Origin of the sequence: Phytohabitans sp. LJ34, from assembly GCF_052068095.1 — a bacterium.
In the GTDB taxonomy this organism is placed as follows: domain Bacteria; phylum Actinomycetota; class Actinomycetes; order Mycobacteriales; family Micromonosporaceae; genus Phytohabitans.
The window spans coordinates 52,146-77,602 of the sequence record NZ_JBQHDG010000024.1 but is presented as its reverse complement, the minus strand read 5'-3'; the positions used below and the strand labels follow the sequence as shown (position 1 = coordinate 77,602).

Below are 25,457 nucleotides of genomic sequence, written 5' to 3'. Positions count from 1 at the left end.
CCGGTGACGATCGGCGCCGGTCGGGTGTCCAACGTCGACCTCGCGCTGGCGGTGCTCCGTTCGCCGTTCGGACAGGTCGACACGTCCAACGCCTACGGCGAGGGGCGCAGCGAGACGGTCCTGGGTGAGGCGATGCGCCTGGCCGGGCCCGCGGTGGTCTTCTCCAAGGCCGACGCCGACCCGGTGACCGGGGTCTTCGACGGCGACCGGGTCAAGCGGTCGTTCGAGGAGTCCGTCACCCGGCTCGGCGTCGACCGGCTGCCGATCTACCACCTGCACGACCCGTTCACCATCACGTTCGCCGAGGCGGCCGCGCCGGGCGGGGCGATCGAGGCGCTCGTCGGGCTGCGCGAGCAGGGCCTCGTCGGCGCGATCGGCATCGCCGCCGGCCCGCTCGACCTCGTCGAGGAGTACGTGCGCACCGGCGCGTTCGACGCGGTGCTCACCCACAACCACTACACGCTCGTCGACCGGAGCGGCGCCGAGCTGATCGCCTCGGCGAAGGCGCGCGGCATGGTGGTCTTCAACGCGGCGCCCTTCGGCGGCGGGCTGCTCGCCGGCTCGACGCGCGCCGGGGGAAAGTACGCGTACCGCTCCGCCGCACCCGAGGTGCTGGCCCGCGTCGACCGGCTCACCGCGCTCTGTCGCGAGTGGAGCGTCCCGCTGCCGGCGGCGGCGCTGCACTTCTCGCTCGCCAATCCGGACATCGACTCGACGGTGGTCGGCGTCTCCCGCGCGGCGCAGCTGGCCGAGCTGGAGGCGATGGCGGCGCACCCGATCCCGGACGGGTTCTTCGCCGCGCTGTGACGTCCTACGTGGAGTCGTTTTCGCCGGGGGAGGGGCGGCGCCGGCCGCGGGCTGACTTTCACTCCGACGCGCCCCGCCTCTCGCTGAACGGCGACTGGGCATTCCGCCTGGCGCCGACCGCGTCCGGTCCTTCGTTCTGGGCACCGGAGTTCGACGACAGCGGCTGGGACCGGCTGCGCGTGCCCTCGCACTGGGTGCTCGAAGGCCACGATCGCCCGCTCTACACCAACACCGCCTACCCGTTTCCCATCGACCCGCCCCACGTGCCGGTGGAGAACCCGACCGGCGACTACCGCCGCCACTTCGACTGGCCGTACAGCGGCCGGGCGGTCCTTCGCTTCCAGGGCGTCGACTCGTGCGCGAAGGTCTGGCTCAACGGCACCGAGCTCGGCCACTCGAAGGGGAGCCGGTTGCCGTTCGAGTTCGACGTGACCGGATTGGTGCGGCCGGCCGGCAACGTCCTCGCCGTGCGCGTGCACCGCTGGTCCTCCGGCAGCTACCTCGAAGACCAGGACATGTGGTGGCTGCCCGGCATCTTCCGCGACGTCGAGCTGCTGGGCGGCACCGTCGACGACTTGTTCGTCCACGCCTCCTATGTGGACGGCCTCGGCACGCTGCGCGTGGACGCCGACCCGCCGGGCATCGTGGAGCTGCCGGAGCTGGGTGTCCGGGTGCCGACCGGCGAGACCGTGACCGTGCCGGTCGAGCCGTGGAGCGCCGAGCGCCCACGCCTCTACAAAGGCGTGTTGACGGCCGCCGGCGAGCGGATCGACCTCGCCGTCGGCTTCCGGACAGTGTCCATCGTGGACGGCCGGCTGCTCGTCAACGGCGCGCCCGTGCTCTTCCGCGGCGTCAACCGCCACGAGCACGACCCGGACCGCGGCCGCGCGCTCGACCCGTCGACGATGCTGCGGGACGTCCTGCTGATGAAGCGGCACAACATCAACGCCGTGCGTACCAGCCACTACCCGCCGCATCCGGAGTTCCTGCGGCTCTGCGACGAGTACGGGCTGTGGGTCGTCGACGAGTGCGACATCGAGACGCACGGCTTCGTCTACGCCGGCTGGGAGGGCAACCCGCCGGACGAGCCGGCCTGGCGGGACGCGCTCGTCGACCGGATCGAGCGGATGGTCGAGCGGGACAAGAACCATCCCAGCGTCGTCGTGTGGTCGCTGGGCAACGAGAGCGGGCACGGCGCGGCCTTCGGCGAGATCGAGTCGTGGATCAGGGAGCGCGACCCGAGCCGCCCCGTCCACTACGAGCGCGACCGCTCCTACCGGCACTCCGACTTCGCCAGCGTGATGTACCCGTCGCTGGAGGAGCTGGAGGCGATCGGACGGCGCCGGGAGCCGACCCCGGAGGGCGTCGAGCCGGACTCGCCCGACGACGTACGCCGGCGCGGGCTGCCGTTCCTGCTCTGCGAGTACGCGCACGCGATGGGCAACGGTCCCGGCTCGCTCGTGGACTACCAGCGGATCCTGGAGGCGCACGAACGGTTCTGCGGCGCGTTCGTGTGGGAGTGGATCGACCACGGCCTGCACGCGCCGGACGGCGGCCTGTTACACGGCGGCGACGTCGACCACCTGCCCAACGGCGGCCGCTACTGCCTCGACGGCCTGCTCTTCGCCGACCGCACCCCCTCGCCCGGCCTGCTGGAATACGCGAAGGCTATCGAACCGGTCGAGATCACGATCGCGGACGGCCGGGTCTGGTTGCGCAACCGGTACGACTTCGCCGACCTTTCCCACCTGCGTCTGGAGTGGACGGCCGGCGACGAGGCCGGCGAGCTGCCCACGCCCTACGTGCCCGCGCGCCACGCGGCGTCGGTGCCGGCGCCGAGGGGCGACCTGCTCACGGTCCGCGCGGTGCTGGCCGCCGGGACCGCCTGGGCGCCGGCCGGGCACGTGGTCGCGTGGGGCCAGGCCCCGGTCGTCCCACCGGCACGGGCTTTCCGGCCGGCGGGTGCTTTCCGGGGCGTCCGGTTCGACGACGGCCAGCTCGTGCGCCTCGGCGACCTCGACCTCAGCGGCCCGGTGCTCGACGTCTGGCGCGCACCCATCGAAAACGACCGCGGCCAGGGCTTCCGCAACGACGTCACGCGCGCCTGGCGGGCCGTCGGGCTGGACCGGATGCTGCACCGCGTGGAGGAAATCCGGACGGAGGACGGCCGGGTTGTCGTGCGCGGCCGCAGCGGGCCGGCCGGCCAGGCCATCGGCCTGCGCACCGAGATGTGCTGGGAGCCGGCCGGCGACGCGGGCGTCGCGCTGACCCTGCGGGTCACGCCCGAGGGCGTCTGGACGGACACCCCGATCGGCGGCCACGCCGTCACCCTGCCGCGGCTCGGCCTGCGGATGGGGCTGCCGGCCGGGCTCACCCGCGCCAGGTGGTTCGGCCGCGGGCCGGGGGAGTCCTACGTGGACAGCCAGGCGGCCGCCCGGGTGGGGCTGTTCGCGGCGGACATCGACGCGATGCAGAGCCACTATCCGTGGCCGCAGGAGAACGGCAACCACATCGAGACCCGGTGGCTGGAGCTGACCGGCGACGGTGTGCCGAGGCTGCGGGTCGAGGGTGACCCGTGGTTCGACTTCACCGCGCGCCGCTGGACGAGCGAAGACCTCGACCGCGCCACGAAGCCCGCGCAGCTGGTCCCGTCCGACCGGGTGTGGCTCAACGTCGACTACGGCCAGCAGGGCCTGGGCAGCGCGTCCTGCGGGCCGCCGCTGCCGGAGCGGTACCGGCTGCCGATCCGCCCCTACACGTTCCGCGTCCGCCTGTACGCCTAGCCGTCGCGGCGCTATGGTGCGAGGCGAACAGATAGGGGGACGTGGATGCATCTCGTGGCCGCCGTCGCCATCGCCATCGCTTCCGCGGTCGTGCCGCCAGCCGAGCCGGCGCTCACCTGGCGGGCCTGCCCGGGCGTCGCGGACGCGCGCCTGACGTGCGCCACCGTCAGGGTGCCGCTCGACCACGCGCGCCCCGGTGGCCGCACGATCGACATCATGATCTCCCGGCTTCCCGCCACCGACCCGGCGCTCCGCCGCGGCGTGCTGGTCACCACCGGCGGCGGGCCGGGCGGCGCCGGGGTCCCCGAGCCGCTGGCCCTCGCCGGCGTCCTCGACCCCGCGGTGCTCGCCCGGTACGACATCGTCGGGTTCGACACGCGCTTCGTCGAGCGCAGCACCCCGATCAGCTGCGGCCAGCCGGAGGAGGAGCCGGGCGGCTTCTGGGTACGCTCCGCGACATACCAGTCCATGGAGGACACCGCGGCGCAGGCGCGCGCGTACGCCCGCGCCTGCGCCCGTCACGCCGGCTGGGCGCTGCCGTACGCCACGACCGCGCAGGCCGCCCGCGACATCGACGCCATCCGCGCGGCCCTCGGCGAGCGGCGCGTGTCCTTCCTCGGCGGCTCGTACGCCGCGATGCTCGGCGCCGCCTACAGCACGCTCTTCCCGGGGCGGGTGGACAGGTTCGTGCTGGACAGCCCGGCCGACTACGACCTCGTCTGGCGCCGGTACGAGCTGAGCCGCATCCCCGCCTTCGAGGAGAACTTCGCCGCCTTCACCGGGTACGTCGCCGCGAACAGCGCGACCTTCGGGCTCGGCGCCACGCCGGCCGAGGTGGCCGAGACGTTCCGCCGGGCGTTCGCCGAGGCGCCCCTGCCCGCCGGCGGGCACGCCTGGACGGTCGGCGAGCTCGGCTCCCTCGCCGTCATCGCGACGTTCTTCGCGCACCTCTGGCCGGTCGTCGCGACAAACCTCGCCGCCATCATCGCGGGCAACCCGCCGCCGATCCCGATCGACCCGCGGCCCGCCGCGCTGCCCGGCACCCCCGGCGTACCGGCCGACAACCACACCGCGGTCAACACCGCCTTCCGCTGTGGCGACAACGCGTGGCCGCGCGACCTGGCGACCTACCGCCGCGACCTGGCCGGCCTCGGCGCCCGCTATCCGGTGTACGGCCCTGCCAGCGCCAACGTCGGTCCGTGCGCCTTCTGGCCGTTCAGCCGCGACAACACCGTGCCGCTGGCCACCAACCGGGCGCCGGCCGCGCTCGTCCTCGCCGCCCTGCACGACGCGTCGGTGCCGCTGGCCAACTCGGTCGCGACCGCCCGCGCCATCGCCGGCTCGCGACTCGTCACCGTGGACCGGCGGACGCACGTGCCGCTGCTCAGCGGGCAGGGCAACGCCTGCCTGGCCGGCGCGGTGACCGCGTACCTGGTGGACGGCCGGCTCCCGGTGCGCGACACGGCCTGCTAGTAGGGCTAGCCCTACGCGGAGAGGGTGGCTAGCCGCAATGCGATCACACGGCGGGACGCGGGACCCTTCATAGCATGTCGAGCCCTCTCAGCCGCCGCACCGTACTGGGAGCCGCCGCCGGCCTCGCCGGCGCCGGACTCATCCCCGGACGGGCCGCGCACGCCAGCCCGCCGCCGGACCGCGACTCGGTGGACGCCGTGGCGTCCACATTGGACGCCGATTGGATCGCGCTGCGCCGCGACATCCACCGCCATCCCGAACCGGCCGGCCAGGAGGAGCGCACCGCCGGGGTTGTCGCGCGGCGGCTGCGCGCCGCCGGCCTCGCCGTCACCACGGGGGTGGGCGGGCACGGCGTCGTGGGCGTCCTCGAAGGCGACCGCCCGGGCCGGATGGTCGCCTACCGGGCCGACATGGACGCGGTGCCGCCCGACGGGCAGATCGGTGGCGCCGCCGGCCCAGCCGCCCACCTGTGCGGGCACGACATCCACACCACCGTCGGTGTGGGCGTCGCCGAGGTGCTGGCCCGCCTGCGCCGCCGGCTCAGCGGCACCGTCGTGTTCGTGTTCCAGCCGGCCGAGGAGGCACTCACCGGCGCCGCCGCGATGCTCGACGACGGCCTGTTCGCCCGCACCCGCCCGGCGGAGATACACGCCCTGCACTGCGGTCCGTGGCCGGTCGGGCAGTTCATGGTCATGCCCGGGTTCGGACTACCCGGCCTCGACCGCGGCACCGTCACGCTCACCGGCCCCGACGCGGCGACCCGCGCGCAGCGGCTCGCCGCCGACATCGGCGCGCTGGGCACCGTCATGCCGCCCACCACACCCGCCGACCTCGAACGGATCGTGTCCGACGTCCAGGTGCCGGACGGCCCGCTGGCCAGGTTCGTCTTCATGCGGCCCCGGGCCTCCGGCGCCGAGGTGCAGATCTCCTTCCGCTGCTGGCCGGAGAAGAGGTACGTCGAGATCCGCGAGGAAATCCGCCGCCTCGCCCGGTCGTCCGGCGAGGCCACTGTGGACTTCCCGGACGACCCGTTTCCCGCCATGGTCTGCTCCGAGCGGGAGGGTCACGCGCTCAGGCGGCACCTGCGCCGGACGCTCGGCCACGACCGGGTGGGCACGCTGCACGCCTCGATCCCGTTCAACGGCGAGGACTTCGCGCTCTTCCTAGACCGGATGCCCGGCACGTTCACGTTTCTCGGTGTCCGGCCGCCCGGCGCGCCCATCGAGTCGGCCTATCCGCACTTCGTCGGCTTCACCCCGGACGAGCGGGCGATCGGCCACGGCGTCCGCGCCATGTCCGGCTGGCTGGCCAGCCGGACCCATGCCTAGAGAGCAGATATCCCCGGTCCGCGTCACCTGCGGACCGTACGCTCCCGCGGGCACCGCTCCCGGCCGGCGGCTCGCGGGGCGAGCCGAGATCCCCGGCCGTCCACTGCCAGGTCCGCGGGACAAGCCCTCAAGGATCTTCGCGGGCAGTCGCAGACCCCTACTTTCCTCCACCCTGACGCAGCGTGACCAGCCCGGGGCCGGGACTTCGAGATCTAGGAGACTTAGGGTTGATATAGCGCCCGAACTCTCCTAGATCTCGACCGCGCGCTGCTCGCATCCCTCGCGGCCGTCACTCCTGGCACCGACGCCCGCGCCACAGGTGGACCGGTTCGTAGCCGAGCTCGGCGCGGGCCTTGTCGATGGACATCAGGGTCTCGTGCTCGCCCAGGTCCTTGCGCAGTGGCACGCCGGGGAAGGCGCCGGCGACGAGGTCGGGGGTGGGCACGGTGAGGCCGGTGTCGGAGGCGGCGACGTTGTACGCGCGGAAGCCCGGCCGCGCGGCGTCCAGCGCGAGTGACACGGCCGCCGCCGCGTCCCGGGCGTCCACATAGGTCCACAGCAAGACGCGGCGGTAGGCCGGGTCGTGGGCGCGCTCGGCGAACGTGCCGTACTCGCCGGGGCCGGTCACGTTGGTGAAGCGCAGCGCCGTGACGGACAGGTCGGGCCGCCACCGCACCAGCTGCGCGGCCATCGCCTCTTCGAGGACCTTGACGAGTCCGTACGTGTTGTTGGCGCGCGGTTCGCTCTCCTCGTCGAGCGGCAGGTAGGCCGGCGGCTCGTCGAACGGGAAGCCGAGCGCGGTGATGCTCGACGCGTACACGATGGACCTGATCCCCGCCCGCAGAGCCGCGTGGAATGCGTTGAACGAGATGGTCATGTTGGTGTGGAACGTGGTGGCGTCGGGCACCAGGCCGTTGACCGGGACGGCCGCGAGGTGCACGAGCGCGTCCAGCCCGGTGTGCCGCGCGGTGACGCCGAGCAGAGCGTCGAGCGCCTGGCCGTAGTCGGCCAGGTCGACGCGGGTGAAGCCGGCGCCCGGCGGGCCGGTCAGGTCGAGGCCGAGCACCTCGTGACCGTCCGCGCGGAGACGGTCCACAGTGGCCGTGCCGAGCGTGCCGGAGCTTCCGGTGACCGCGAGCCGCACGTGTCAGCGCCCGGGGAAGTCGGCCGGCAGTGGGCGGGCCGGCACCTCGTGGCCGGCGGCGTCCGACGGGTCGCGGTGCAGGTGGCCGACCCGGCCGCCGGACGGGTGACCGGTCTCCACGAAGAAGCCGCGCAGCGTCTCGTACACCTCGACCACGTCGTGGAGGTCGCCGGCCCGGATCAGCACGACGTCGCCGGCCTGGGTGTACCGCTCGGCGCCGTCGACGAGGATGCGGCCCTTGCCCTCGGCGACGAACCAGATCTCGTGGTCGTCGTGGTAGTGGCGGTCGAAGCGGCCGCCGTCGACCGGCACCGTGAACCGGCCGGCGGTGGCCACCTCGCACCACTCAGGACGGTCGCCGGGGTTGAGCCAGCGACCCGGCCCGTAAACCGGCATCAGGCCTGCCGCCACGCGGGTTGAACGCCCGGGTCGAGGATGCGCGCGTCCGGGAGGGCGTCCAGCCCGGTCTCCGCTCCGCCGGGCGTGTACACCACGACGAGGCGCAGCGGCCGCCAGGTGGTGTTGTACGTGGAGTGCAACGTGTTGGCCGGGATGTAGACCGCGTCGCCCTCGCGGATGGGGAAGGCCGGCCCGTCGCCGACCGTCTGCTCGCCCTCGCCGGAGATCACGTAGATGACCTCCTCCTCGTTCGGGTGCAGGTGCGGCGCGTGGCCCTGTGACGGGTAGATGATCACCTCACCGGTGGTGAGGCCGGCGCCTTCGTCGAGGTGTGGTGTGACGAGCCACTTGATGGTGCCCCAGTCGAACGTGCGGGTGGGCACCTCGTCCGGGCGGCGCTGGGTGATGGCGGACGTCATCGTGGGTTACTCCTCAATGGAAATGGACTTGAAGTCGGCGACCTGCTGCTTGATGGCGCGCTCGGTGGGCAGGCGCTCCACGGAGGACGCGCCGAAGAAGCCGACCACGCCGGTGGTGTTGGCGAGGATGTAGGCGGCGTCGTCCGGCTCGGCGATGGGGCCGCCGTGGCAGAGCACGATGACGTCCGGGTTGACCGCCACGGCCGCGTCGCGCATCTCCTGCACCCGGGCCGCCGACTCCGCCAGCGACAGCGCCGTCTTGGCGCCGATCGTGCCGCTGGTCGTGAGGCCCATGTGTGGCACGAGGATGTCCGCACCGGCCTCGGTCATGGCCACTGTGGACTCGACGTCGAAGACGTACGGCGCGGTGAGCAGCTCCCGCTCGCGGGCCAGGCGGATCATCTCCACCTCGAGGTCGTAGCCCATGCCGGTCTCTTCGAGGTTTTCCCGGAAGACGCCGTCGATGAGGCCGACGGTGGGGAAGTTCTGCACGCCGGCGAAGCCGAGCGCGGCGAGCTCGTCGAGGAAGCGGCCCATCACCCGGAAGGGGTCGGTGCCGTTGACGCCGGCCAGCACCGGGGTGTACCGCACGATCGGCAGCACCTCGCGGCTCATGTCGACGACGATCTGGTTGGCGTCGCCGTACGCCAGCAGGCCGCTGAGCGAGCCGCGGCCGGCCATCCGGTAGCGGCCGGAGTTGTAGATGATGATCAGGTCGACGCCGCCGGCCTCGGCGGCCTTGGCCGAGATGCCCGTGCCGGCGCCGGCCCCGATCACCGGGCGCCCGGCGTCGATGGTGGCCCGCAGCCGGGCGAGCGCGGTCGCGCGATCCATGCCTCAGCCCTCCTTCCCGGTGATCAACGCGTGCAGCCGGTCGGCGGTGTCGGTCGCGAGTGCGCTGTCGTTGATGTGCCGCGGCGAGTCGAGCACCGTCACGTCGCTGCCGGCCACCGCGTCCAGCGCGGCGGCGAAGAGCGCGGCGTCCGCACCCGGGTCGTGGAAGGCGCCACCGTCGGCGTCCAACGCCGACACTCCGCCGCGCGGCACCACCAGCACGGTCGGCCCGGTCGCGCCGGCCAGCTTGGTGCCCAGGCGCCGGCCCAGCTCCGCGTTTTCCGCCTCGGTGGTGCGCATGAGCGTGACGGTGGGGTTGTGCACGAAGAACGTCCGGCCGGTGAACTGGGTGGGCACGGTCTCCCGCGGTCCGAAGTTGACCATGTCGAGCGCACCGAGGCTGACCACCTGCGGCACCCCGGCGGCACCGGCCGCGGTGAGCCGGGTCGGTCCCGCGCTGAGCACCCCGCCCACGAGGTCGTCGGCGAGCTCGGTGGTGGTCAGGTCGAGCACGCCGGCGAGCATGCCCGAGCGGGCCAGCGCCTCCAGGGCCCGGCCGCCCGAGCCGGTGGCGTGGAAGACCAGCACCTCGTAGCCGAGCTCTTCCAGGCGGGCGCGGGCGGCGTCGACCGCGGGCGTGGTGACGCCGAACATCGAGGCGGCGACGAGGGGCCGCTCGGCCGCACCGGCGCCGGCCGTGGAACGCGCCGTGGCCATCCCCGCGATCGCGGCGGCGGCGTTGCCCAGCACCGTGCGAGACACCCGGTTGATGCCGGAGATGTCGACGACGCTGTACATCATCGTGACGTCGGAGGCCCCGACGTAGGGTGCGACGTCGCCGGAGGCCATCGTCGAGACGATCAGCTTGGGCAGCCCGACGGGCAGGTCGCGGACCGCGCGCGCGGCGATCGACGAGCCGCCGCTGCCGCCGAGCGCGAGCACGCCGTCGAGGCGGCCCTCGGCGGCCAGCCCGGCGAGCACGGCAGCGGCGCCCTCGCCCATCGCGGCGACGGCCACGCCCCGGTCGCCGCCGTCGCGCAGGGCCTGGATGGTGGTGCCGGCGGCGCGGGCGACCGCGTCCTGACCGACGGAGACTGTGCCGGTGAAGCCGGCCGGCGGGTGGATCCCGGCGTCCACGACGACAGGCTCCACGCCCAGCTCGCGCAGCCTCGCGGCCACCCACTGGTACTCAGCGCCCTTGGTGTCGAGCGTGCCGACGAGCGCGACGGACGGTATGAGTAGGGTCACGGCTCCCATCCTGTAACCATCTCTGAAACGTGTCAACCAGTCGGCTAAAGTCAGTGCGCTATGGTTTTGAAACGTGTAAAGGACCGGCAGTGGGAGGACCAGGCGAGATGAGGGTTACCCCGCACGCGCCGACTGTCGAGCACCACCGCGCGGCGCTCGGGATCGGCGAGCGGCGGCCGCGGCTGTCCTGGCGCACCGACGCCCCGCCGGGGTGGCGCCAGGCCGGGTACGAGGTCGAGGTGGTCCGCGACGCCGGCACCACGCTCGCCGGCACCGCCTCGCCCGACCAGCTGCTCGTGCCGTGGCCCGGCGCGCCGCTGCGTTCGCGGGAGAGGGCCGCCGTGCGGGTCCGGGTGCGCGGCGAGGACGGCACGCTCTCCGGCTGGAGCCCGCCCACGGCGGTCGAGGCGGGGCTGCTGGAGCCCGGAGACTGGCGGGCCGTGCCGGTCGGTGCGGCCTGGCCCGAGGAGCCGGACTCCGACGACCGCCGCCCGGCGCTGGTCCGCCACACCTTCGACGTCGGCGGCGAGGTGGTCGCCGCTCGCCTCTACGCCACCGCGCACGGCCTCTACCAGGTGGAGATCAACGGCCGCCGGGTCGGCGACGACGCGATGTCGCCCGGCTGGACCGCGTACCGGCGGCGGCTGCGCTACTACACCTACGACGTCACCGACCACCTGCGCGCCGGCGGCAACGCGATCGGCGCGTGGCTCGGCGACGGCTGGTACCGCGGCCGGCTCGGCTGGCGCGGCGGCTTCCGCGACCTCTTCGGCACCGACCTCTCCCTGCTCGCCCAGCTCGAGATCGAGTACGCGGACGGGGGCCGCCAGGTCGTCGCCACCGGCCCCGACTGGCGCGCGGCGCCCGGCCCGATCGTGCGCACCGGCAACTACGACGGCGAGGTCTACGACGCGCGCATGGAACGGCCCGGCTGGTCCACTCCGGACTACGACAGCGCGGGCTGGAGCCCGGTGCGGGTGGGGGAGCGGGATCCGTCCACATTGGTCGCCCCGACGGGCCCGCCGGTGCGCGCGGTCGAGGAGGTGCGGCCGGTGGCGGTGCTCCACACGCCGTCCGGCCGGCCGGTGCTCGACTTCGGACAGAACCTCGTCGGCCGCCCGAGGATCCGCGTCCGCGGCCCGCGCGGCACCGTCGTCACGTTGCGCACCGCCGAGGTGACGCAGGACGGCGAGCTGTACCGGCGGCCGCTGCGCGACGCGAAGTCCACCGACGTGTACACATTGGCCGGTGGCGACGTCGAGGAGTGGGAACCGCGCTTCACGTTCCACGGGTTCCGTTATATGGACGTGGAAGGGTGGCCCGGCGACCTCGACGCGGCGGTGGCCGCCGGCGACGTGGTGGCCCTGGTGCTGCACACCGACATGGTGCGCACGGGGTGGTTCGAGTGCTCGGAGCCGCTGCTCAACCGCTTGCACGACAACGTGGTGTGGAGCATGCGCGGCAACTTCCTCGACGTGCCCACCGACTGCCCGCAGCGGGACGAGCGGGTCGGCTGGACCGGCGACATCCAGGTGTTCGGCCCGACGGCCGCCTACCTGTACGACTGCGCCGGCATGCTCGCCTCCTGGCTGGCCGACGTGGCCGCCGAGCAGCTGCCCGACGGCACCGTGCCGTGGTACGTCCCGGTCATCCCGGCCCACCACATGTGGACCCCGATCCGGCCCGGCGCCGGCTGGGGCGACGTGGCCGTGCTGCTGCCCTGGACGCTGTACGAGCGCTACGGCGACACCGGCCTGCTCGCCCGCCAGTACCCGAGCGCCAAGGCGTGGGTCGACCTGGTCGAGCGGCTCGCCGGCCCGGACCGGCTGTGGGACGAGGGTTTCCAGCTCGGCGACTGGCTCGACCCGAGCGCGCCGCCGGACGATCCGGCCGCCGCGGCCACCGACAAGCACCTGGTGGCCACCGCGTACTTCGCCTGGTCCGCCCGGCGGCTCGCGGACACCGCCGAGGTGCTCGGCGAGGCGGCCGACGCGGAGCGGTACGCCCGGCTGGCCGCCGAGGTGCGGCGCGCGTTCCAGCGGCGGTACGTGACCGGGCCGGGCCGGCTCACCAGCGACACCCAGGCCGCCTACGCGATGACGATCGTGTTCGGGCTGGTGCCCCTGGCCGACCGCGAGGCGTGCGGCGAGCGCCTGGCCGAGCTTGTCGCGGCCGGCGGCAACCGGATCGGCACCGGCTTTCTCGGCACCCCGCTCGTGGCCGACGCGCTCACCCTGTCCGGCCACCTGGAGCGGGCGTACGACCTGCTGCTCCAGCGGGAGTGCCCGTCGTGGCTCTACCCGGTGACGCGAGGCGCGACCACGATCTGGGAACGCTGGGACAGCCTGCTGCCCGACGGCCGGGTCAACCCGGGCCAGATGACGTCGTTCAACCACTATGCCTTCGGCGCGATCGCCGACTGGCTACATCGGACGGCCGCCGGCCTCGCGCCGGCCGCGCCCGGCTACCGCGAGATCCTCTTCCGCCCGCGGCCGGGCGGCGGGCTCACGCACGCCTCCGCGGCACACGACACGCCGTACGGCCGCGCCGCGATCGCCTGGACCCTGGACGGCGGCACGCTCCACGTGGAGGTGACGGTGCCGGTCGGGACGACCGCCCTTCTCGACGTGCCGGGGGAGGAGCCGCGCCCGCTCGGCCCGGGAATCCACAAGGCCACCGCGCCGCACGCACCGATCCCGGCCCGCATGCCCGCGTAGCGCGTCACCCGTACGCGGTGGGTCGCGCTCACCCGCTGCCCGGTTGTGCGTGCGGCCTTCCCCGGGCCGGCGGCCAGGCGTGGGTGAGGTGTCCGGGGACGCCTTTGCTCTGCTTCCCTATCGGGGGCGGCCGGCGGTTCAGTGGCCCCTGGGCGTGGGCGCCCACTATGGGGAAGCAGAGCAAAGGCATCCGCGCACACCCTGTCCAGCCAGGTCCGCTAGGCAGATTTGAGCTACCGCGATGTCCGTCGTGGTCCCGACCGCTGCTCCCGCGGCCTCACCCGCTCCGCGAGCCGCCGGCCGGGAGCGGGCCGCGGGCATCCGCCCGACAAAGCTCGACACCGTGGGCTTGCGGCGCGGACCTGGCAGCGTGGGTCGGGGATCTCGGCGAGCGCCAGCTCGCCGCCGACCCGCGCGGTCTCCGGCGGGAGCGGCGGTCCGCAGCTGACACGACCCGGGCAAACTCAAGCTCGAGGCACCACGACGGAGTCACCCTGACCCCGAAAGGTCTCTAGTCGTAGTAGCGGCGGACGCTCGAGCCGACGCGGGTCACGTCCGTGCCGTAGATGTGGATCGAGATCGCGGTGCCGCCGGTGGTGTTGTGGACGCGGTGGATGTCGCCGGGCGGGGCGAAGCCGCTGACCTCGCCGGTCTTGTTGTCGCTGCGGCCGATCAGATTGAGGTCGGCGTCGAAGAGCTCCTCCCGCTCCACGCCTTGGATCACGCCGAAGACGCACCAGGTCAGGTGGTCGTGGATGCGGGTGATCTGGCCCGGCCGCCACACGATCGCGAGGATCGAGAAGGAGCCGTCGGGCTCGACGTGCAGGGTGTGGCTGCCGTAGCCGTCGGCGGAGCCGAGGCGCTGTTCGGCGGTGAGCACGTCCGGGCTGGGTAGGTGGCGGCGCAGCTGCTCGGCGACGAGCCGCGCGGTGGCGGCCCAGTCGACGTGTGCGGCGATGGCGGTGCGGACGCCGTCGACGAGGCCGGCGAGCTCGGTGGTGGGGCGGATCTGTGTCGTCGTCATGTGAATCAGCGTGCGCGCGGCCGATCCATATGTCTAATGCCAGGTTTCGTGCTGAACCATAGATATGCTCGATGGATGCTGGACGTTTCCCGGTTGCGTGTCCTCGATGCCCTGGCCCGCCACGGTTCGGTCACCGCCGCGGCGAAGGAGCTGCACTACACGCAGCCGACCGTGAGCCACCACCTGGCCCGGCTGGAGGCGGAGACCGGCGCGCAGCTGTTCCAGCGGGTGGGGCGCGGCATCCGGCTCACCGAGGCCGGCAGGCTGCTCGCCGACCGGGCGGCCGAGATCATCGGGCGGATCGACGCGGCCGGTGCGGAGCTTGCCGCGCACGTGGGGTTGACCGCCGGGCGGGTGCGGCTGGCCGGCTTTTCGTCGGTGATCGGGTCGCTGGTGCCGGCGGCCCTGGCCGCGCTGGCCGGCCGCCACCCCAACCTCCAGGTCAGCCTCGTCGACACGCACCCGCCGGAGGCGTTGGAGCTGCTGCGCGCCGGCACGATCGACGTCGCGGTCATCTTCCGCTACGACGAGACCGAGCCCGAGCCGGACGGCGTCCGCCTGCACCACTTGCTCAACGACCCGCTGTTCCTGCTGTCGAGCCGCCGTGGGCAGCGGCTCGCCACCCTGCGCGACGCGACCTGGATCGCCGGCTGCGAACGGTGTCGCAGCCACCTCCTGTCCCTCTGCGCCGACGAGGGCTTCGAGCCGCGGATCGGCTACATCTCCGACGACATGGTGGTGATGCAGACGCTCGTCGCCGCCGGCCTCGGCGCGACCGTGATCCCCGGCCTGGCGCTGCGCACCCAGCGGGTCAAGGGCGTCGTCGCCACCGAGCTGCCGGGCTCGCGCCGCCACGTCTACGCCGCGACGTACGGCGAGCCGCCCGACCCACCGGCCACCGCCGCGCTGCTGGCCGCGCTCGCCGAGACCGCGCGCTCGGCCTAGGGCCACCGGGTGTGCGGTGGCGCTCACCGGGCCGGCGAAGCCGGCGGCCTTAGCGGCGGGCGGCCAGTGTGGCGGGGGCGGCCGTGACGAGCAGCGCCGGTATGGCCCACCGCCCTAGCGGCGGGCGTGGCGGGCGGCCACCGTGGCGAGGGCGGCCGTGACGAGCAGCGCCGCCGCGCCGGCGACGGCGACCGGTGGCGGGCCGCCGGGCAGGGCGCCCATGTAGTCGAGGCCGCGGACGTCGTTGAGCACCGCGTACCAGAGTGGCGGATAGACGGCCTGAAACAGCCGGTGGGTGCGGCTCACCACGCCCAGCGCCAGCGCGAGCGCCGGGATGAACGCCACGCCGGCCAGCCAGCCCGCCAGCTCGCCCGCCGTGGCCAGCCGCACGCCCGCGCCGGCGCCGACCAGCGCGGTGAGCGCCACGCCGGCCAGCCACTGCGCGAGCGCGCGGCGCACCGGCGACGGGTAGGCGCCGAGCAGCCCCTCGACGCCGGCCTCCGCGGCCTGCGTGCCCAGCCGCGACCAGACCAGCACCGGCCAGATCCAGGCCGCGATCAGCAGCGGCCCGGACGCCCGCGTCGGCGCCGCCGCGCCGGCCACCACCAGCGCCGCGACGCCCAGCCACCACCACCGCGAAATCCCACCGGCCAGGATCCGCGTCTCTCCGGTCAGCAAGCCGCGGCCTCGTCGCCGCTCGGCCTTCGACATCATCTGGTACGAAACGAGAGGTGCCGTGGCGGTAACCGTGGGCGCCACGGGGGCGGCCGGGGCGGCTGAGCGGGCCGGGTCGAAGCGGCCGAACCACAGGGCCGGCACCGCCGCCACCGCGACCGCCAGCAGCACCGCGACGAGCCGCTGGCCGGCGAAGGCGGCGGTGAAGTCGACGCTCGCGAACCCGACCGCGCGGGGCGGGTCGTCCGCGTACATCAGGCCGATCGCGACCTCGGTGACCCCGACGCCGTGCGCGGCGAACTCGTCGCGCAGCGACGCGGCGAACACGTGCACGCCCAGGCCGCCCAGCGGAGCACCGGCCGACTGCCCGGCGACCATGCCGGTGAGCGCCACGAAGAACCACACCACGTTGCCGAAGCCGGTGCGCAGCACGGGAATCGTCTCGACGAGCACCGCCGCGGTGGCGGTGAGCGCCAGCACCGGCAGCGTGAAGAGCAGGAACGGCAGCACGAGGTCGACCGGGTGGAGCGCCCGCGACTCGCCGCGCGCCAGCTGCATCACCAGCGCGGTGCCGGCCAGCGCCGCCGCCATCGAGCCGAGCACCAGCAGGTTGCTCAGGAACTTGCCGACGAGGTACGCCGGCGTGCGCAGCGGGGTCGCGGCGAGCAGCTGGCCGACGCCGGTCCGCTCGTCGCGGGCGATCGCCGTACGCACCACGTAGAAGCCGGCGGCCGAGAGCCACAGCGCACCGGCGAGGGCGGTGACCGCACCGACGTAGGCGCTGTTGTAGACGCCGCGGTGGTCGCCCGCGTTGACGATCGTCCAATGCGCACCGGCGGCGGGTGCGGCCAGGTAGCCGAGTCCTACGGCGGCGAGCAGCACCACCGCGTACGACGGGCGGCGCACCCGCTCGCGGAAGTCGGCCACCGCGAGCGCCGCCAGCACCCGCGGCGTCATGCCGCCACCACACCGAGGTAGGCGTCCTCCAGGTCGGGTGCGACAGGTGTGGCATCCGGGTCGGGCCGGGTGGTGGAGAGCAGCCGCAACCGCACACCGCCGTCGACGCGGACCATGCGGCTGACCGTGTGCCGGGCCTGCACCGCCGGGACCGTTTCCGGCGCCACCACGGTCTCCCACACGTGCCCCGCCACGGCCTGGAGCAGCTGCTCCGGTGTGCCCCGGCGGAGCAGCCGGCCCCGTGCCACGATCGCGATGTCGTCGGCCACCGACTCCACATCGGACACGATGTGCGTGGAGAGCAGCACCAGCCGGTCGGCGGCGAGCTCGCTGAGCAGGTTGCGAAAGCGGACCCGCTCCTGCGGGTCGAGGCCGGCGGTCGGCTCGTCGACGACCAGCACCCGGGGGTCGGCGAGCAGTGTCTGCGCGATGCCGACGCGGCGCAGCATGCCACCGGAGTACTTGCCCAGAGGACGCTTGGCCGCCTCGGTCAGGCCGACGAGGCGCAACAGCTCGTCGACCCGGACCCGGGCGGACCGGGCCGACAGCCCCTTGACCGCCGCGAGGTACCCCAGGAACTCGCGGGCCGTCAGGTTGGGGTACACGCCGAAGTCCTGCGGCAGGTAGCCGAGGTGGCGGCGCAGCACGTCCGGCCTGGCGACGACGTCGGTGCCCTCGAAGAGCACCCGCCCGCCGGTCGGCCGGGTGACCGTGGCGGCGATCCGCATCAGCGACGACTTGCCCGCGCCGTTGGGGCCGAGCAGGCCGACGACGCCGGTGCCGAACCGCATCGTCACGCCGTCGACCGCCCGCTTTTGTCCCTTGTAGACCTTGGTGACGTCGACCAGCTCGAACATCAGGCTCCCTTTCGCACGCGGGCGGCGTGTCCGTCGCCGGCGACCGCGGTGACGACCCGCCCGCTGGCCGGATCGCCGCGCATCGCGTCACCCTTCGGCGAGGCGCTGACCCGGTAGGTCTCCGGCCCGTCCGGCAGCGTGACCTCCACCGCGCCGGCACCCCGCGCGTCGACCCGGCTGGGCGGCCCGGCGAAGGCGAGGCTGACGTCGCGGTCGGTGGAGCGGGCGACGACCTCCGCCGAGCGGGCGCCGGTCACGTCGACGTCGAACGCGGCCTGTAGGCGGAGCGAGCCGGCCGGATCCTCGACCCGCAGCCAGGAGTCGCGGACGGTCGCGGTGAGGTCGCCGCCGAGCCCGACCGCCCGCACCGGCGCGTCGCTGCGCACCTCGACCGCGACGCCGCCGGGCACGTGCACGATGTGCCGGCCGCCGCAGTCGGGCACGAAGCCGCTGCACTCCACCCGCAGCCGCAGCGTGTCGCCGTCGAGCGCCCAGGACGCGTTGCCGTCCACTGTGGCCTTGCCGGTCAGCGAGCGCTCCACGTCGACCGCGCCGTCGTCGCCGGCCACCAGGCGCAGATCGGCCCCGCCGCTGTCGACGACGAGCCGCTCGCCGGTGAAGGGGAACTCGCGCCGGTCGTCGCGGGACTCGTTGACCGCGCGGACGTCGGAGCAGCCGGCCGCGGCCAGGACGGCGGCGAGGGTGAGCAATGGCAAAAAACGCATGGGGCGGAGCACATCACGCGGCGCCGGCCCAGAGCACTACTCCTAGATACCGAACCAAAGGTAATGCTAGGTATACCGCGGCCGGCCGGGTGCACCGGATAGCGTGGGCTGATGCCCGCACCGATGCCGCAGACCGCGATCGAGGCGGTCGCCCGGCGCCGGTTCCTCGCCTCCGGGTGGCCGTGGCGGTCGGTCGCCTACCTGTTGACCACCGCGCCGCTCATGGTCGCGGTCGGCGTGCCGCTGGCGCTGCTCGCCGCGCCCTGGGCGGCGCTGCTCCTGCGTCTCGCGGAGTGGGACGGGCCGTCACTCGCGGGGCTGGCGCTCCTGCTGGTCGCCGGCGCCCTGCTGGTGGGCGTGGTCGGGCCGGCGGTGGCGCTGCCGCTGGCCGCGGTGGAGCGCCGCCGGCTGCGCCTCGTCGACAGCCGGCCGGTCGGCTCGGGCCACCGGCGGCCGCCCGGGGTCGGGCCGGGCCCGTGGCTGCGCACGCGCTACACCGAGGCGGCCACCTGGCGCGAGCTGGGCTACGCGGTGCTGCTGTGCACGGTGATGCCGATGGCCTACCTGACCGCGCTGATGCTGGTGGTCCTGATCGTCGTGTGGGCGGCCAGCCCGCTGCTCGTCCCCGACAACGGCCCGGTCTCGCTCGGCGTGGGCGAGGTGAACACGGTCGGTGACACGGTGCCGTTCGCGGTGGCCGGCATCGCGCTGCTCCCCGCCGTGCCCTACCTGCTAGCGCTGCTCGCCGGCGCGCACGCCGCGGTGGCGCGGGCGCTGCTGTCGGCCGGCGCCGGCTCCCAGCTGCGCGCCGAGCTCGTCGAGGTGTCGCGGTCGCGGGCCCGGCTCGTCGACGCGTTCGAGGCCGAGCGCCGCCGGATCGAGCGCGACCTGCACGACGGCGCCCAGCAGCGGCTCGTCGGCCTCACCCTCCAGCTCGGCCTGGCCCGCCTCGACCTGCCCCCGGAGACGCCGGCCGGCCACGCGGTGGCCAGCGCGCACGAGCAGGCCAAGCAGCTGATGGCGGAGCTGCGCGAGCTGATCCACGGCATCCGCCCGCAGGTGCTGACCGACCTCGGGCTGCCGGCCGCGCTGCGCGAGCTGGCCGACCAGGCGCCGATCCCGGTGACCGTCCGCACCGACCTGCCCGCGCGGCCGCCGCCGCACGTGGAGACGGCCGCCTACTTCGTGGCCGCCGAGGCGCTGGCCAACATGGCCAAGCACAGCGGCGCCACCGCGGCCGCCATCACCGCCACCCGCGATGGCGACATCCTGGCGCTCGAGGTGCGCGACAACGGTCGGGGCGGCGCCGACCCGGCCCGCGGCAGCGGCCTGACCGGGCTCGCCGACCGGGTGTCGGTTGTCGATGGTCGCATGTTCGTGTCCAGTCCGGCCGGTGGGCCGACCCTCGTCCGCGTGGAGCTACCGTGCAGCAAAGCCGACCTTCCGTCCGCGTAGTCCTCGCCGAAGACGGCGTGCTGCTGCGCGAAGGGCTCGCCGGGCTGATGGGCCGCTTCGGCTTCGAGGTGGTCGCCTCGGTCGGCGACGCGGCTGAGCTGCGGGCCGCCGTCGCCGAGCACCATCCCGAGCTGGTGGTGACCGACATCAAGATGCCGCCCACCTTCACCGACGAGGGGCTGCGCGCCGCCGTCGAGCTGCGCCGCGCCGACCCGCGGCTGGCGGTGGTGGTGCTCAGCCAGTACGTGCAGCAGGGCTACGCGACCGAGCTGCTCGACTCCGGCGACGGCCGCAAGGTGGGCTACCTGTTGAAGGACAGGGTGGTCGACGTCGAGGAGTTCGTCGCGGCGCTCCGCCAGGTGGTCGGCGGGGGCACCGTCGTCGACCCGGACGTGGTGCGGCAGCTGCTGCGCCGCCGCAGCGATCCCGTGGCCGGCCTGTCCACAAGGGAGCGCGAGGTGCTGGCGCTGGTCGCCGAGGGCCACTCCAACGCCGCGATCGCCCGCACCCTCGTGGTCTCCGAGGCCGCCGTCGGCAAGCACGTGGGCAACATCCTGGCCAAGCTCGACCTGCCACCCACCGACGACACCAACAGGCGCGTGCTGGCCGTGCTGACCTACCTGCGCAGCAGCTCACCGCCCGCGCGGTGAAAGCGTGGAACCGATGGGGGCGGTGCGGGGTGTACAGAGGGCTGCCCTCTTGGGCGCAGGGCGGAAGGGGTGAGCGGGACCAGCGGCGGACGGGTGAGGCCGCGGGAGCAACGGCATGGACCACGGCGGACGTCGCGGTAGCCCAAGTCTTTGTCCAAATAAGTGATTCAGGGGTCGAGCCACCCGACTTCGAAAGCTCTGTAGATCTCGAACGGCGCGTTGCCGGTGGCCGGAGCGGACGCGGCTATGGGCGTTCGATCCGGGTGGGGTCGCCGCGCACCAGCTCGTCGTGGATCCGCCACCGGGCCGTGGTCAGCGAGCGCCCGGCCTGTTCGTCGCCGCGCTCGAGGCGTTCGCGGAGCAGGCGCAGCGCGGTGCGGCGGTTGAGGCTGAAGTGGCGTTCCGTGTCGACCACCACCACCGTCCCGGATGGACGGTGGGTGGCGCGCACCGCGGTGCTGGCCTTGTTGCGGTGTTGTCCGCCGGGTCCACCGGTGCGGCAGGGCACGATCTCGACGTCGCCTTCCGCGAACACCGTCCGCGGCGCGTCCACCTCGCACGGCTGGGCGATGACGTACCAGTTCTTGCGGCCGGCGCTGGCCCGGTAGGGGCTCGGTGCCTGCCAGCACAGCGTGCCGGTCCAGGAGGCCGCGAACGCCTCGGCGCCGTCGCCGGTGACCTCCAGCAGCACCGAGCGGTAGGTGCCGGGACGGTCACCGGCCACGGTCTCGACCCGCCGGGTCGCCACCCGGCGCCGGGCGGCGTCGGCCTCCAGCCGGTCTACCAGGCGGGCCAGCGCCCACGCGCACTCGCGCGGGCCGCGGCCGGCGGACAGCAACAGGTGGACGCTCACCGCCGGCGCGCCGATCCGTTGTGTGCCGTCTTGTACGTGACCAGCGGCACCGTGGTGGCGATCGGCGTGGCCAGGCCGTGGTCGACGAGGTCGGCGACGACCTGCTCGATGCGCTTGTAGGCGGTGGGCGCCTCCTCGAAGAGCAGCTGCCGGTCGCCGCACACCACCAGCGAACCCACCGGCGTGCGGCGCAGCTCCTCGACCGTGTGCTTGGCCCGGCCGCGGCGCAGCGCGTCGGCGCGCGACATCTTGCGACCCGCGCCGTGCGCCACCGAGTGGTTGGCCTCCGGGCCGGCGTGACCGGCGACGAGGTACGAGCGCGTGCCGCGGGTGCCGGCGACCAGGACGTCGCGCCCGTCGCCCCGCGCCGCGCCCTTGCGGTGCAGGTAGACGCCGTCGCGGACCTCGACGGAGTTGTGGCATTCGTCGACGATCGGGTCGGCGGGCTCGGCGCCCAACGCGTCCGCGACCCGGGCGGCCATCAGCCGCCGGTTGAGTGAGCCCCACCGCACGGCCTCGTCGTGCGCAGTCAGGTAGGCGGCGGGGTCGGGCGCGGGGCCGGCGCCGTGCGCCTCGGTGTGCGCGCGCAGGATCCGCTCGCCCAGCCCTCGGGAGCCACTGTGGACGATGAGCACGAGCCCGCCGGCGGCCAGCCCGAGACGGTCCGCGTGCTCGGGTGCGGCGACGGTGTCGACGCGGGCCAGCTCCACGAAGTGGTTGCCCCGGCCGACCGTGCCGAGGCCGTCCACGTAGCCGGCGGGAATGCCGTCGCCGGCGGCCGAGGGGTCCAGCGGCACGTCGAGGTCGGGGAAGCGGGCGGCGAGCTTTTCCGGCACGGCGCGCTTGAGCCGGATCGGAAACACGGCGATGCCGCAGCCGATGTCCGAGCCGACCAGAAACGGGTACAGCACGGTGGAGGACATGGCCGCGCCGATCGGGGCGCCCTTGCCGGGGTGCAGGTCGGGCATGCCGGCGACGTGCAGCATCCCGTCGAGCGCGGCGACCTGGTGGCACTGCGCGACGGCGTCGGACTCGATCCAGCTGCCAGCGGCGGCGAACACGGAGACGGTAGACAAAGACGCTCACTTCACGGAAAGGGCGGACACGGGGCTCAACGTGAGGTCAGAACGTCATGCCCACCACGATCACCCGAGCCGCCCTAGTCCGGCAAGCGGTTTTCCACCGTGGTGAGCGGGCCCGGCCGCGCGGCCGGGCCCGCTCGTCAAAGCCGCGTCAGCAGGTCGCCAGCATGCCGTTCAGCGCGGTCTTCTCGGCGCTGTCGACGCTGAGGCCGTAGTAGTACTTCACCTGGATCCACGCCCGCGCGTACGTGCAGCGGAACGACGCCACCGACGGCTGCCAGGTGGCCGGGTCCTGGTCGCCCTTCGACTGGTTGACGTTGTCGGTGACCGCCCACAGCTCGGGCCCGCCGAGGTCGTTGGCGTACGTCTGCCGCCGCGAGGTGGTCCAGGCCCACGCGCCCGACGCCCAGGCCTCCGACAGGGGCACCATGTGGTCGATGTCGACGTCCGCCGGGTTGGTCCAGGTGGCGCCGTCGTACGGGCTGCGCCACGAACCCGACGTCGGGTAGCAGCTGCTGTCCACGGTGACCCCGGTGCCGTCCCGCTTGAGCACCTGCTCCCGGGTGTTGCACGAGCCGGTGATCGTGATCCAGTGCGGGAAGAGGTCACGGTCGTACGTGGACTGGTGCGACTCCGCCGCCACGGTGAGCGCGGCGAGCCGGCTCACGGCGGTGCTGTACGACGGGATGTTGGGCGGGGTGGCGCCGGCCGGTGTGGCGGCGAGCGCGAGGAGCGCGACGACGGCGGCAAGGGTGGCGCCGCCGGCCTTCAGGACGCGAGCCATCTGGACTCCTGACTGTGCGCCGCCGCGGCCGGACGGGGGTGTTCCGGCTGGGGACGCGGCGACGGACACATAGATCAATGTCAGATTTATTAGCATGGACCCCACCGAGCCCGAAACGACCGCGTGAACGTCGTGTGAAAATCGCCGCCGGCTCAGCGTCCTCTCAGCGGCTCTCAGCGGACTCAAAGGCTGGCTCGGCGAGGCTCGCGGCATGAGAGCGTGGGCCGCGATCCGCCTGACCCGACCGTGGTTCTGGCCGCTGGGGTGGGGCGGCGCGTACCTGGGCTGGGTGCTCGCGGCCGGCCGCTGGGTGCCGCCGCCCGGCGCGGTGCCCGAGGCGGTGGCCGCCGGCGTGGTGCTCGGGCCGCTGATCTGGGGCGCGGTCCTGGCCGTCAACGACCTGCACGACCTGCCGAGCGACCGCCGCAATCCCCGCAAGTCGACCGCGCCCCTGGTGACCGGCGTGTTGACCGAGGCCGACCTGGTCCGCGGATACCGGTGGGGCGGCGTGGCGGCCGTCGGCGTCGCGGTGGCGGCCGGGCCGATGTTCGCCGCGGGCACCGCGATCGTGCTGCTGCTCGGCTGGCTCTACAGCGTGCCACCGATCCGGCTCAAGGCCCGCCCCGGCGCGGACGTCGCCGTGAACGCGCTCGTCGTCGGCGTCCTGGCACCGCTGGCGGGGTGGTCGCTCCAGCGGCCGGTCGTGGAGTACCCGCCGGTCATGGTCCTTTTGGGACTGTTGCTGGCCGCGGCGCTGTACCTGCCGACGACGGTGATGGACCGCGCGGCGGATGTGGCGGCGGGTGACACGACGATCGCCGTGCGCTGGACGCCGCGGGTGTGCTACCTGGTGGGCCTCGGGTTGTGGACCGCGGCGAACGCGGTCTGGCTGGCCACCTGCCACCTCGACCTCATCGTGCGGCGCGACTCCTGGACGCTTCAGACCGCCGCCGCGCCGGTCCTCGTCGCGGTCTACGCGGTCGCGGCCCGCCGGCCCTCCATCCCGCGCATGGCGGCCGTGTCGGTCGCGTTCGGCGTCCCGGCCGCCGACTTCCTCGCCGCCGCGGTCGGCTGACACCGACGTCTTCGCCCGCGTCCCCCGGCTCAGCCCACGTTGACGACGTACCTGTCCGTCAGCAGGTCACCCGCCCGCCGGTTGGCGGCCAGCGACAGCCAGGCCGCCTCGGTCGCCGACCACGGGTAGTCGTGCCAGGAGACCCAGTACGCGACCGCCGGATAGTCCTCGCGCAGGCGGGTGGCGTAGAGCGTCGTGTCCAGGTCGCCGGCCCGGTCGTGGGCGCCGAGCAGGCCCGCCGAGTACTCGCCGGCCGCCACCACCTCGGGCAGGCGCAGGTGGTCGCGGTAGTCGGTGATGGCCAGCTCGTCGTGGTACGCGGTGCCGGCGACCACGTCCACCACGTCCGAGCCGGGATACGCCCACGCCGCCGGCTTGATGCCGGGCACCGGCTGCCCCGCGTAGACAAGCTGGCTGGAGGCGGGGGAGTACACCCACAGCAGGTTGTCCAGCCGGCGCGTGTGGGTGAGGTAGCGGTACATGTGCCGCCAGATGTCGACGTACGGCGACGCGTCGTCACCGTGGACGGTGGAGCCCCACCAGAACCAGAAGCCGTTCATCTCCTGCATGGGCCGCCACAGCACCACCACGCCGGCGTCGCGGAGTGTGGTGAGCGCGTCGGCCACCCGGGCGAGCTTGCGTCGCCACACCTCACCGGCGGGTGTGGTCGGGTCGAGCAGGTCGCGCAGGTCGTCGACGCCGGCGAGCTGGCCCGCGTCGGTGCGGGTGCCGGTCCACTGGCCCGGATGGCCGGCGATGTCCCGCTCGTCGTTGAGCCATGGGCTCAGCGGCGACCAGGTGACCTGCACCAGACCCCCGCGCCGCTCGTGGTCGACCAGCACGCTGTTGCCGGCGGCGAGCTGGGCCGGCGTGAAGACCTGGTCGTGCTCGTAGTCGAGCCCGACGACCGCGACCCGCTCGCCGGTGTCGGCGGCCAGCCGCTCGACCAGCCGCGGGTAGCCGAACCAGCCGTCCGGGTCGAGGGCCTGCGGGCCGTGGCCGACGTTCTGTCCGGACAGGACGCCGCGGCGGTGGCCGCAGGTGAGCGTCCACAGGTACGCGTGCAGGCGCACGGCCTCGGCGGTCGCGTGGCGGTTGGCGGTTCGCGGCGGGTGCCCGCAGACCGCCGGCCCGCCACTCCCGGCGGCGGCCGGGGCGGGCGTGACCAGCACGGCCACCAGGAGGGCGACGAGGGCACCGGTCCTCCGCATGACCACCGAGCG

22 protein-coding genes are annotated in these 25,457 nt (G+C 73.9%); 9 read left to right on the top strand and 13 right to left on the bottom strand.

The genetic code is table 11. The annotated features are described in order from the left end of the window. Window positions 1–3 precede the first annotated feature (3 nt). The 4 genes from ACTMTJ_RS35445 (at window position 4) to ACTMTJ_RS35430 (ending at window position 6,391) form a co-directional block, all read left to right on the top strand. Entirely contained in the window at window positions 4–807 is an 804-nt protein-coding gene (locus ACTMTJ_RS35445) for an aldo/keto reductase (RefSeq protein ID WP_441223056.1), read from the top strand. Then, complete coding sequence (locus ACTMTJ_RS35440) at window positions 804–3,590, top strand: glycoside hydrolase family 2 TIM barrel-domain containing protein (protein WP_441223055.1); 2,787 nt, start codon at window positions 804–806, stop codon at window positions 3,588–3,590. Before ACTMTJ_RS35445 ends, ACTMTJ_RS35440 begins: the two co-directional genes overlap by 4 nt. 45 nt (window positions 3,591–3,635) lie before the next feature. Continuing rightward, window positions 3,636–5,063: an alpha/beta fold hydrolase gene (locus ACTMTJ_RS35435; RefSeq protein WP_441223054.1), complete on the top strand. Its 1,428-nt coding sequence runs from the start codon at window positions 3,636–3,638 to the stop codon at window positions 5,061–5,063. A 74-nt stretch (window positions 5,064–5,137) separates the two neighbouring features. Continuing rightward, a complete protein-coding gene (locus tag ACTMTJ_RS35430) occupies window positions 5,138–6,391 on the top strand; it encodes a M20 metallopeptidase family protein (RefSeq protein WP_441223053.1) in 1,254 nt (417 codons plus the stop codon). A gap of 289 nt (window positions 6,392–6,680) precedes the next feature. On the opposite strand, the gene ACTMTJ_RS35425 is transcribed toward ACTMTJ_RS35430, so the two are convergent. Genes ACTMTJ_RS35425 through ACTMTJ_RS35405 form a run of 5 tightly spaced genes read right to left on the bottom strand, consistent with a single transcriptional unit; the run spans window position 6,681 to window position 10,435 of the window. After that, complete coding sequence (locus ACTMTJ_RS35425) at window positions 6,681–7,535, bottom strand: NAD-dependent epimerase/dehydratase family protein (RefSeq protein WP_441223052.1); 855 nt, start codon at window positions 7,533–7,535, stop codon at window positions 6,681–6,683. 3 nt (window positions 7,536–7,538) lie between these two features. Then, on the bottom strand, window positions 7,539–7,931 hold the full coding sequence (locus ACTMTJ_RS35420) for an AraC family ligand binding domain-containing protein (protein ID WP_441223051.1): 393 nt from the start codon (window positions 7,929–7,931) through the stop codon (window positions 7,539–7,541). Continuing rightward, the gene (locus tag ACTMTJ_RS35415; RefSeq protein WP_441223050.1) at window positions 7,931–8,353 is read right to left on the bottom strand and encodes a cupin domain-containing protein; all 423 of its coding nucleotides are present in this window, start codon (window positions 8,351–8,353) and stop codon (window positions 7,931–7,933) included. Before ACTMTJ_RS35415 ends, ACTMTJ_RS35420 begins: the two co-directional genes overlap by 1 nt. Window positions 8,354–8,359: 6 nt before the next feature. After that, window positions 8,360–9,187 carry a phosphoenolpyruvate hydrolase family protein gene (locus ACTMTJ_RS35410; protein WP_441223049.1) on the bottom strand — a complete coding sequence of 276 codons (828 nt, stop codon included), beginning with the start codon at window positions 9,185–9,187 and terminating at the stop codon, window positions 8,360–8,362. Between the two features lie 3 nt (window positions 9,188–9,190). Further along, complete coding sequence (locus ACTMTJ_RS35405; RefSeq protein WP_441223048.1) at window positions 9,191–10,435, bottom strand: Tm-1-like ATP-binding domain-containing protein; 1,245 nt, start codon at window positions 10,433–10,435, stop codon at window positions 9,191–9,193. 107 nt (window positions 10,436–10,542) lie between these two features. On the opposite strand from ACTMTJ_RS35405, the gene ACTMTJ_RS35400 reads away from it, so the two are divergent. Beyond that, entirely contained in the window at window positions 10,543–13,152 is a 2,610-nt protein-coding gene (locus tag ACTMTJ_RS35400; protein ID WP_441223047.1) for a family 78 glycoside hydrolase catalytic domain, read from the top strand. 511 nt (window positions 13,153–13,663) lie between these two features. Here ACTMTJ_RS35400 and ACTMTJ_RS35395 read toward each other — a convergent pair. Further along, on the bottom strand, window positions 13,664–14,176 hold the full coding sequence (locus ACTMTJ_RS35395) for a hypothetical protein (protein ID WP_441223046.1): 513 nt from the start codon (window positions 14,174–14,176) through the stop codon (window positions 13,664–13,666). 75 nt (window positions 14,177–14,251) lie between these two features. Here ACTMTJ_RS35395 and ACTMTJ_RS35390 point away from each other — a divergent pair, with 75 nt between their 5' ends. Beyond that, entirely contained in the window at window positions 14,252–15,121 is an 870-nt protein-coding gene (locus ACTMTJ_RS35390) for a LysR family transcriptional regulator (RefSeq protein ID WP_441223045.1), read from the top strand. 114 nt (window positions 15,122–15,235) lie between these two features. On the opposite strand, the gene ACTMTJ_RS35385 is transcribed toward ACTMTJ_RS35390, so the two are convergent. Genes ACTMTJ_RS35385 through ACTMTJ_RS35375 form a run of 3 tightly spaced genes read right to left on the bottom strand, consistent with a single transcriptional unit; the run spans window position 15,236 to window position 18,335 of the window. Continuing rightward, on the bottom strand, window positions 15,236–16,753 hold the full coding sequence (locus ACTMTJ_RS35385; protein WP_441223044.1) for a hypothetical protein: 1,518 nt from the start codon (window positions 16,751–16,753) through the stop codon (window positions 15,236–15,238). Then, the gene (locus ACTMTJ_RS35380) at window positions 16,750–17,610 is read right to left on the bottom strand and encodes an ABC transporter ATP-binding protein (protein ID WP_441223043.1); all 861 of its coding nucleotides are present in this window, start codon (window positions 17,608–17,610) and stop codon (window positions 16,750–16,752) included. Before ACTMTJ_RS35380 ends, ACTMTJ_RS35385 begins: the two co-directional genes overlap by 4 nt. Then, entirely contained in the window at window positions 17,610–18,335 is a 726-nt protein-coding gene (locus ACTMTJ_RS35375; RefSeq protein ID WP_441223042.1) for a hypothetical protein, read from the bottom strand. The genes ACTMTJ_RS35380 and ACTMTJ_RS35375 overlap by 1 nt, the downstream gene beginning before the upstream one ends. A gap of 111 nt (window positions 18,336–18,446) precedes the next feature. Between ACTMTJ_RS35375 and ACTMTJ_RS35370 the strand changes: the two genes are divergently transcribed. Together ACTMTJ_RS35370 and ACTMTJ_RS35365 are read left to right on the top strand one after the other, a co-directional pair. Then, the gene (locus ACTMTJ_RS35370; protein WP_441223041.1) at window positions 18,447–19,790 is read left to right on the top strand and encodes a sensor histidine kinase; all 1,344 of its coding nucleotides are present in this window, start codon (window positions 18,447–18,449) and stop codon (window positions 19,788–19,790) included. Between the two features lie 47 nt (window positions 19,791–19,837). Next, window positions 19,838–20,440, top strand: coding sequence for a LuxR C-terminal-related transcriptional regulator (locus tag ACTMTJ_RS35365; protein ID WP_441223145.1), 603 nt, complete (start codon window positions 19,838–19,840; stop codon window positions 20,438–20,440). A 244-nt stretch (window positions 20,441–20,684) separates the two neighbouring features. Here ACTMTJ_RS35365 and prfH read toward each other — a convergent pair whose 3' ends face one another. The 3 genes from prfH to ACTMTJ_RS35350 all read right to left on the bottom strand — a co-directional run bounded on the left by prfH (window position 20,685) and on the right by ACTMTJ_RS35350 (window position 23,159). Then, window positions 20,685–21,293, bottom strand: a complete 609-nt coding sequence (gene prfH / locus ACTMTJ_RS35360; protein ID WP_441223040.1) for a peptide chain release factor H — start codon at window positions 21,291–21,293, stop codon at window positions 20,685–20,687. Continuing rightward, on the bottom strand, window positions 21,290–22,369 hold the full coding sequence (locus ACTMTJ_RS35355) for an RNA ligase RtcB family protein (protein ID WP_441223039.1): 1,080 nt from the start codon (window positions 22,367–22,369) through the stop codon (window positions 21,290–21,292). Before ACTMTJ_RS35355 ends, prfH begins: the two co-directional genes overlap by 4 nt. Window positions 22,370–22,526: 157 nt before the next feature. After that, window positions 22,527–23,159, bottom strand: a complete 633-nt coding sequence (locus ACTMTJ_RS35350; RefSeq protein ID WP_441223038.1) for an HNH endonuclease family protein — start codon at window positions 23,157–23,159, stop codon at window positions 22,527–22,529. Window positions 23,160–23,370: 211 nt separating this feature from the next. Here ACTMTJ_RS35350 and ACTMTJ_RS35345 point away from each other — a divergent pair, with 211 nt between their 5' ends. Next, window positions 23,371–24,234 carry a UbiA family prenyltransferase gene (locus tag ACTMTJ_RS35345; protein ID WP_441223037.1) on the top strand — a complete coding sequence of 288 codons (864 nt, stop codon included), beginning with the start codon at window positions 23,371–23,373 and terminating at the stop codon, window positions 24,232–24,234. A 29-nt stretch (window positions 24,235–24,263) separates the two neighbouring features. On the opposite strand, the gene ACTMTJ_RS35340 is transcribed toward ACTMTJ_RS35345, so the two are convergent. After that, entirely contained in the window at window positions 24,264–25,445 is a 1,182-nt protein-coding gene (locus tag ACTMTJ_RS35340) for a glycosyl hydrolase (RefSeq protein WP_441223036.1), read from the bottom strand. Between the last annotated feature and the right edge of the window lie 12 nt (window positions 25,446–25,457).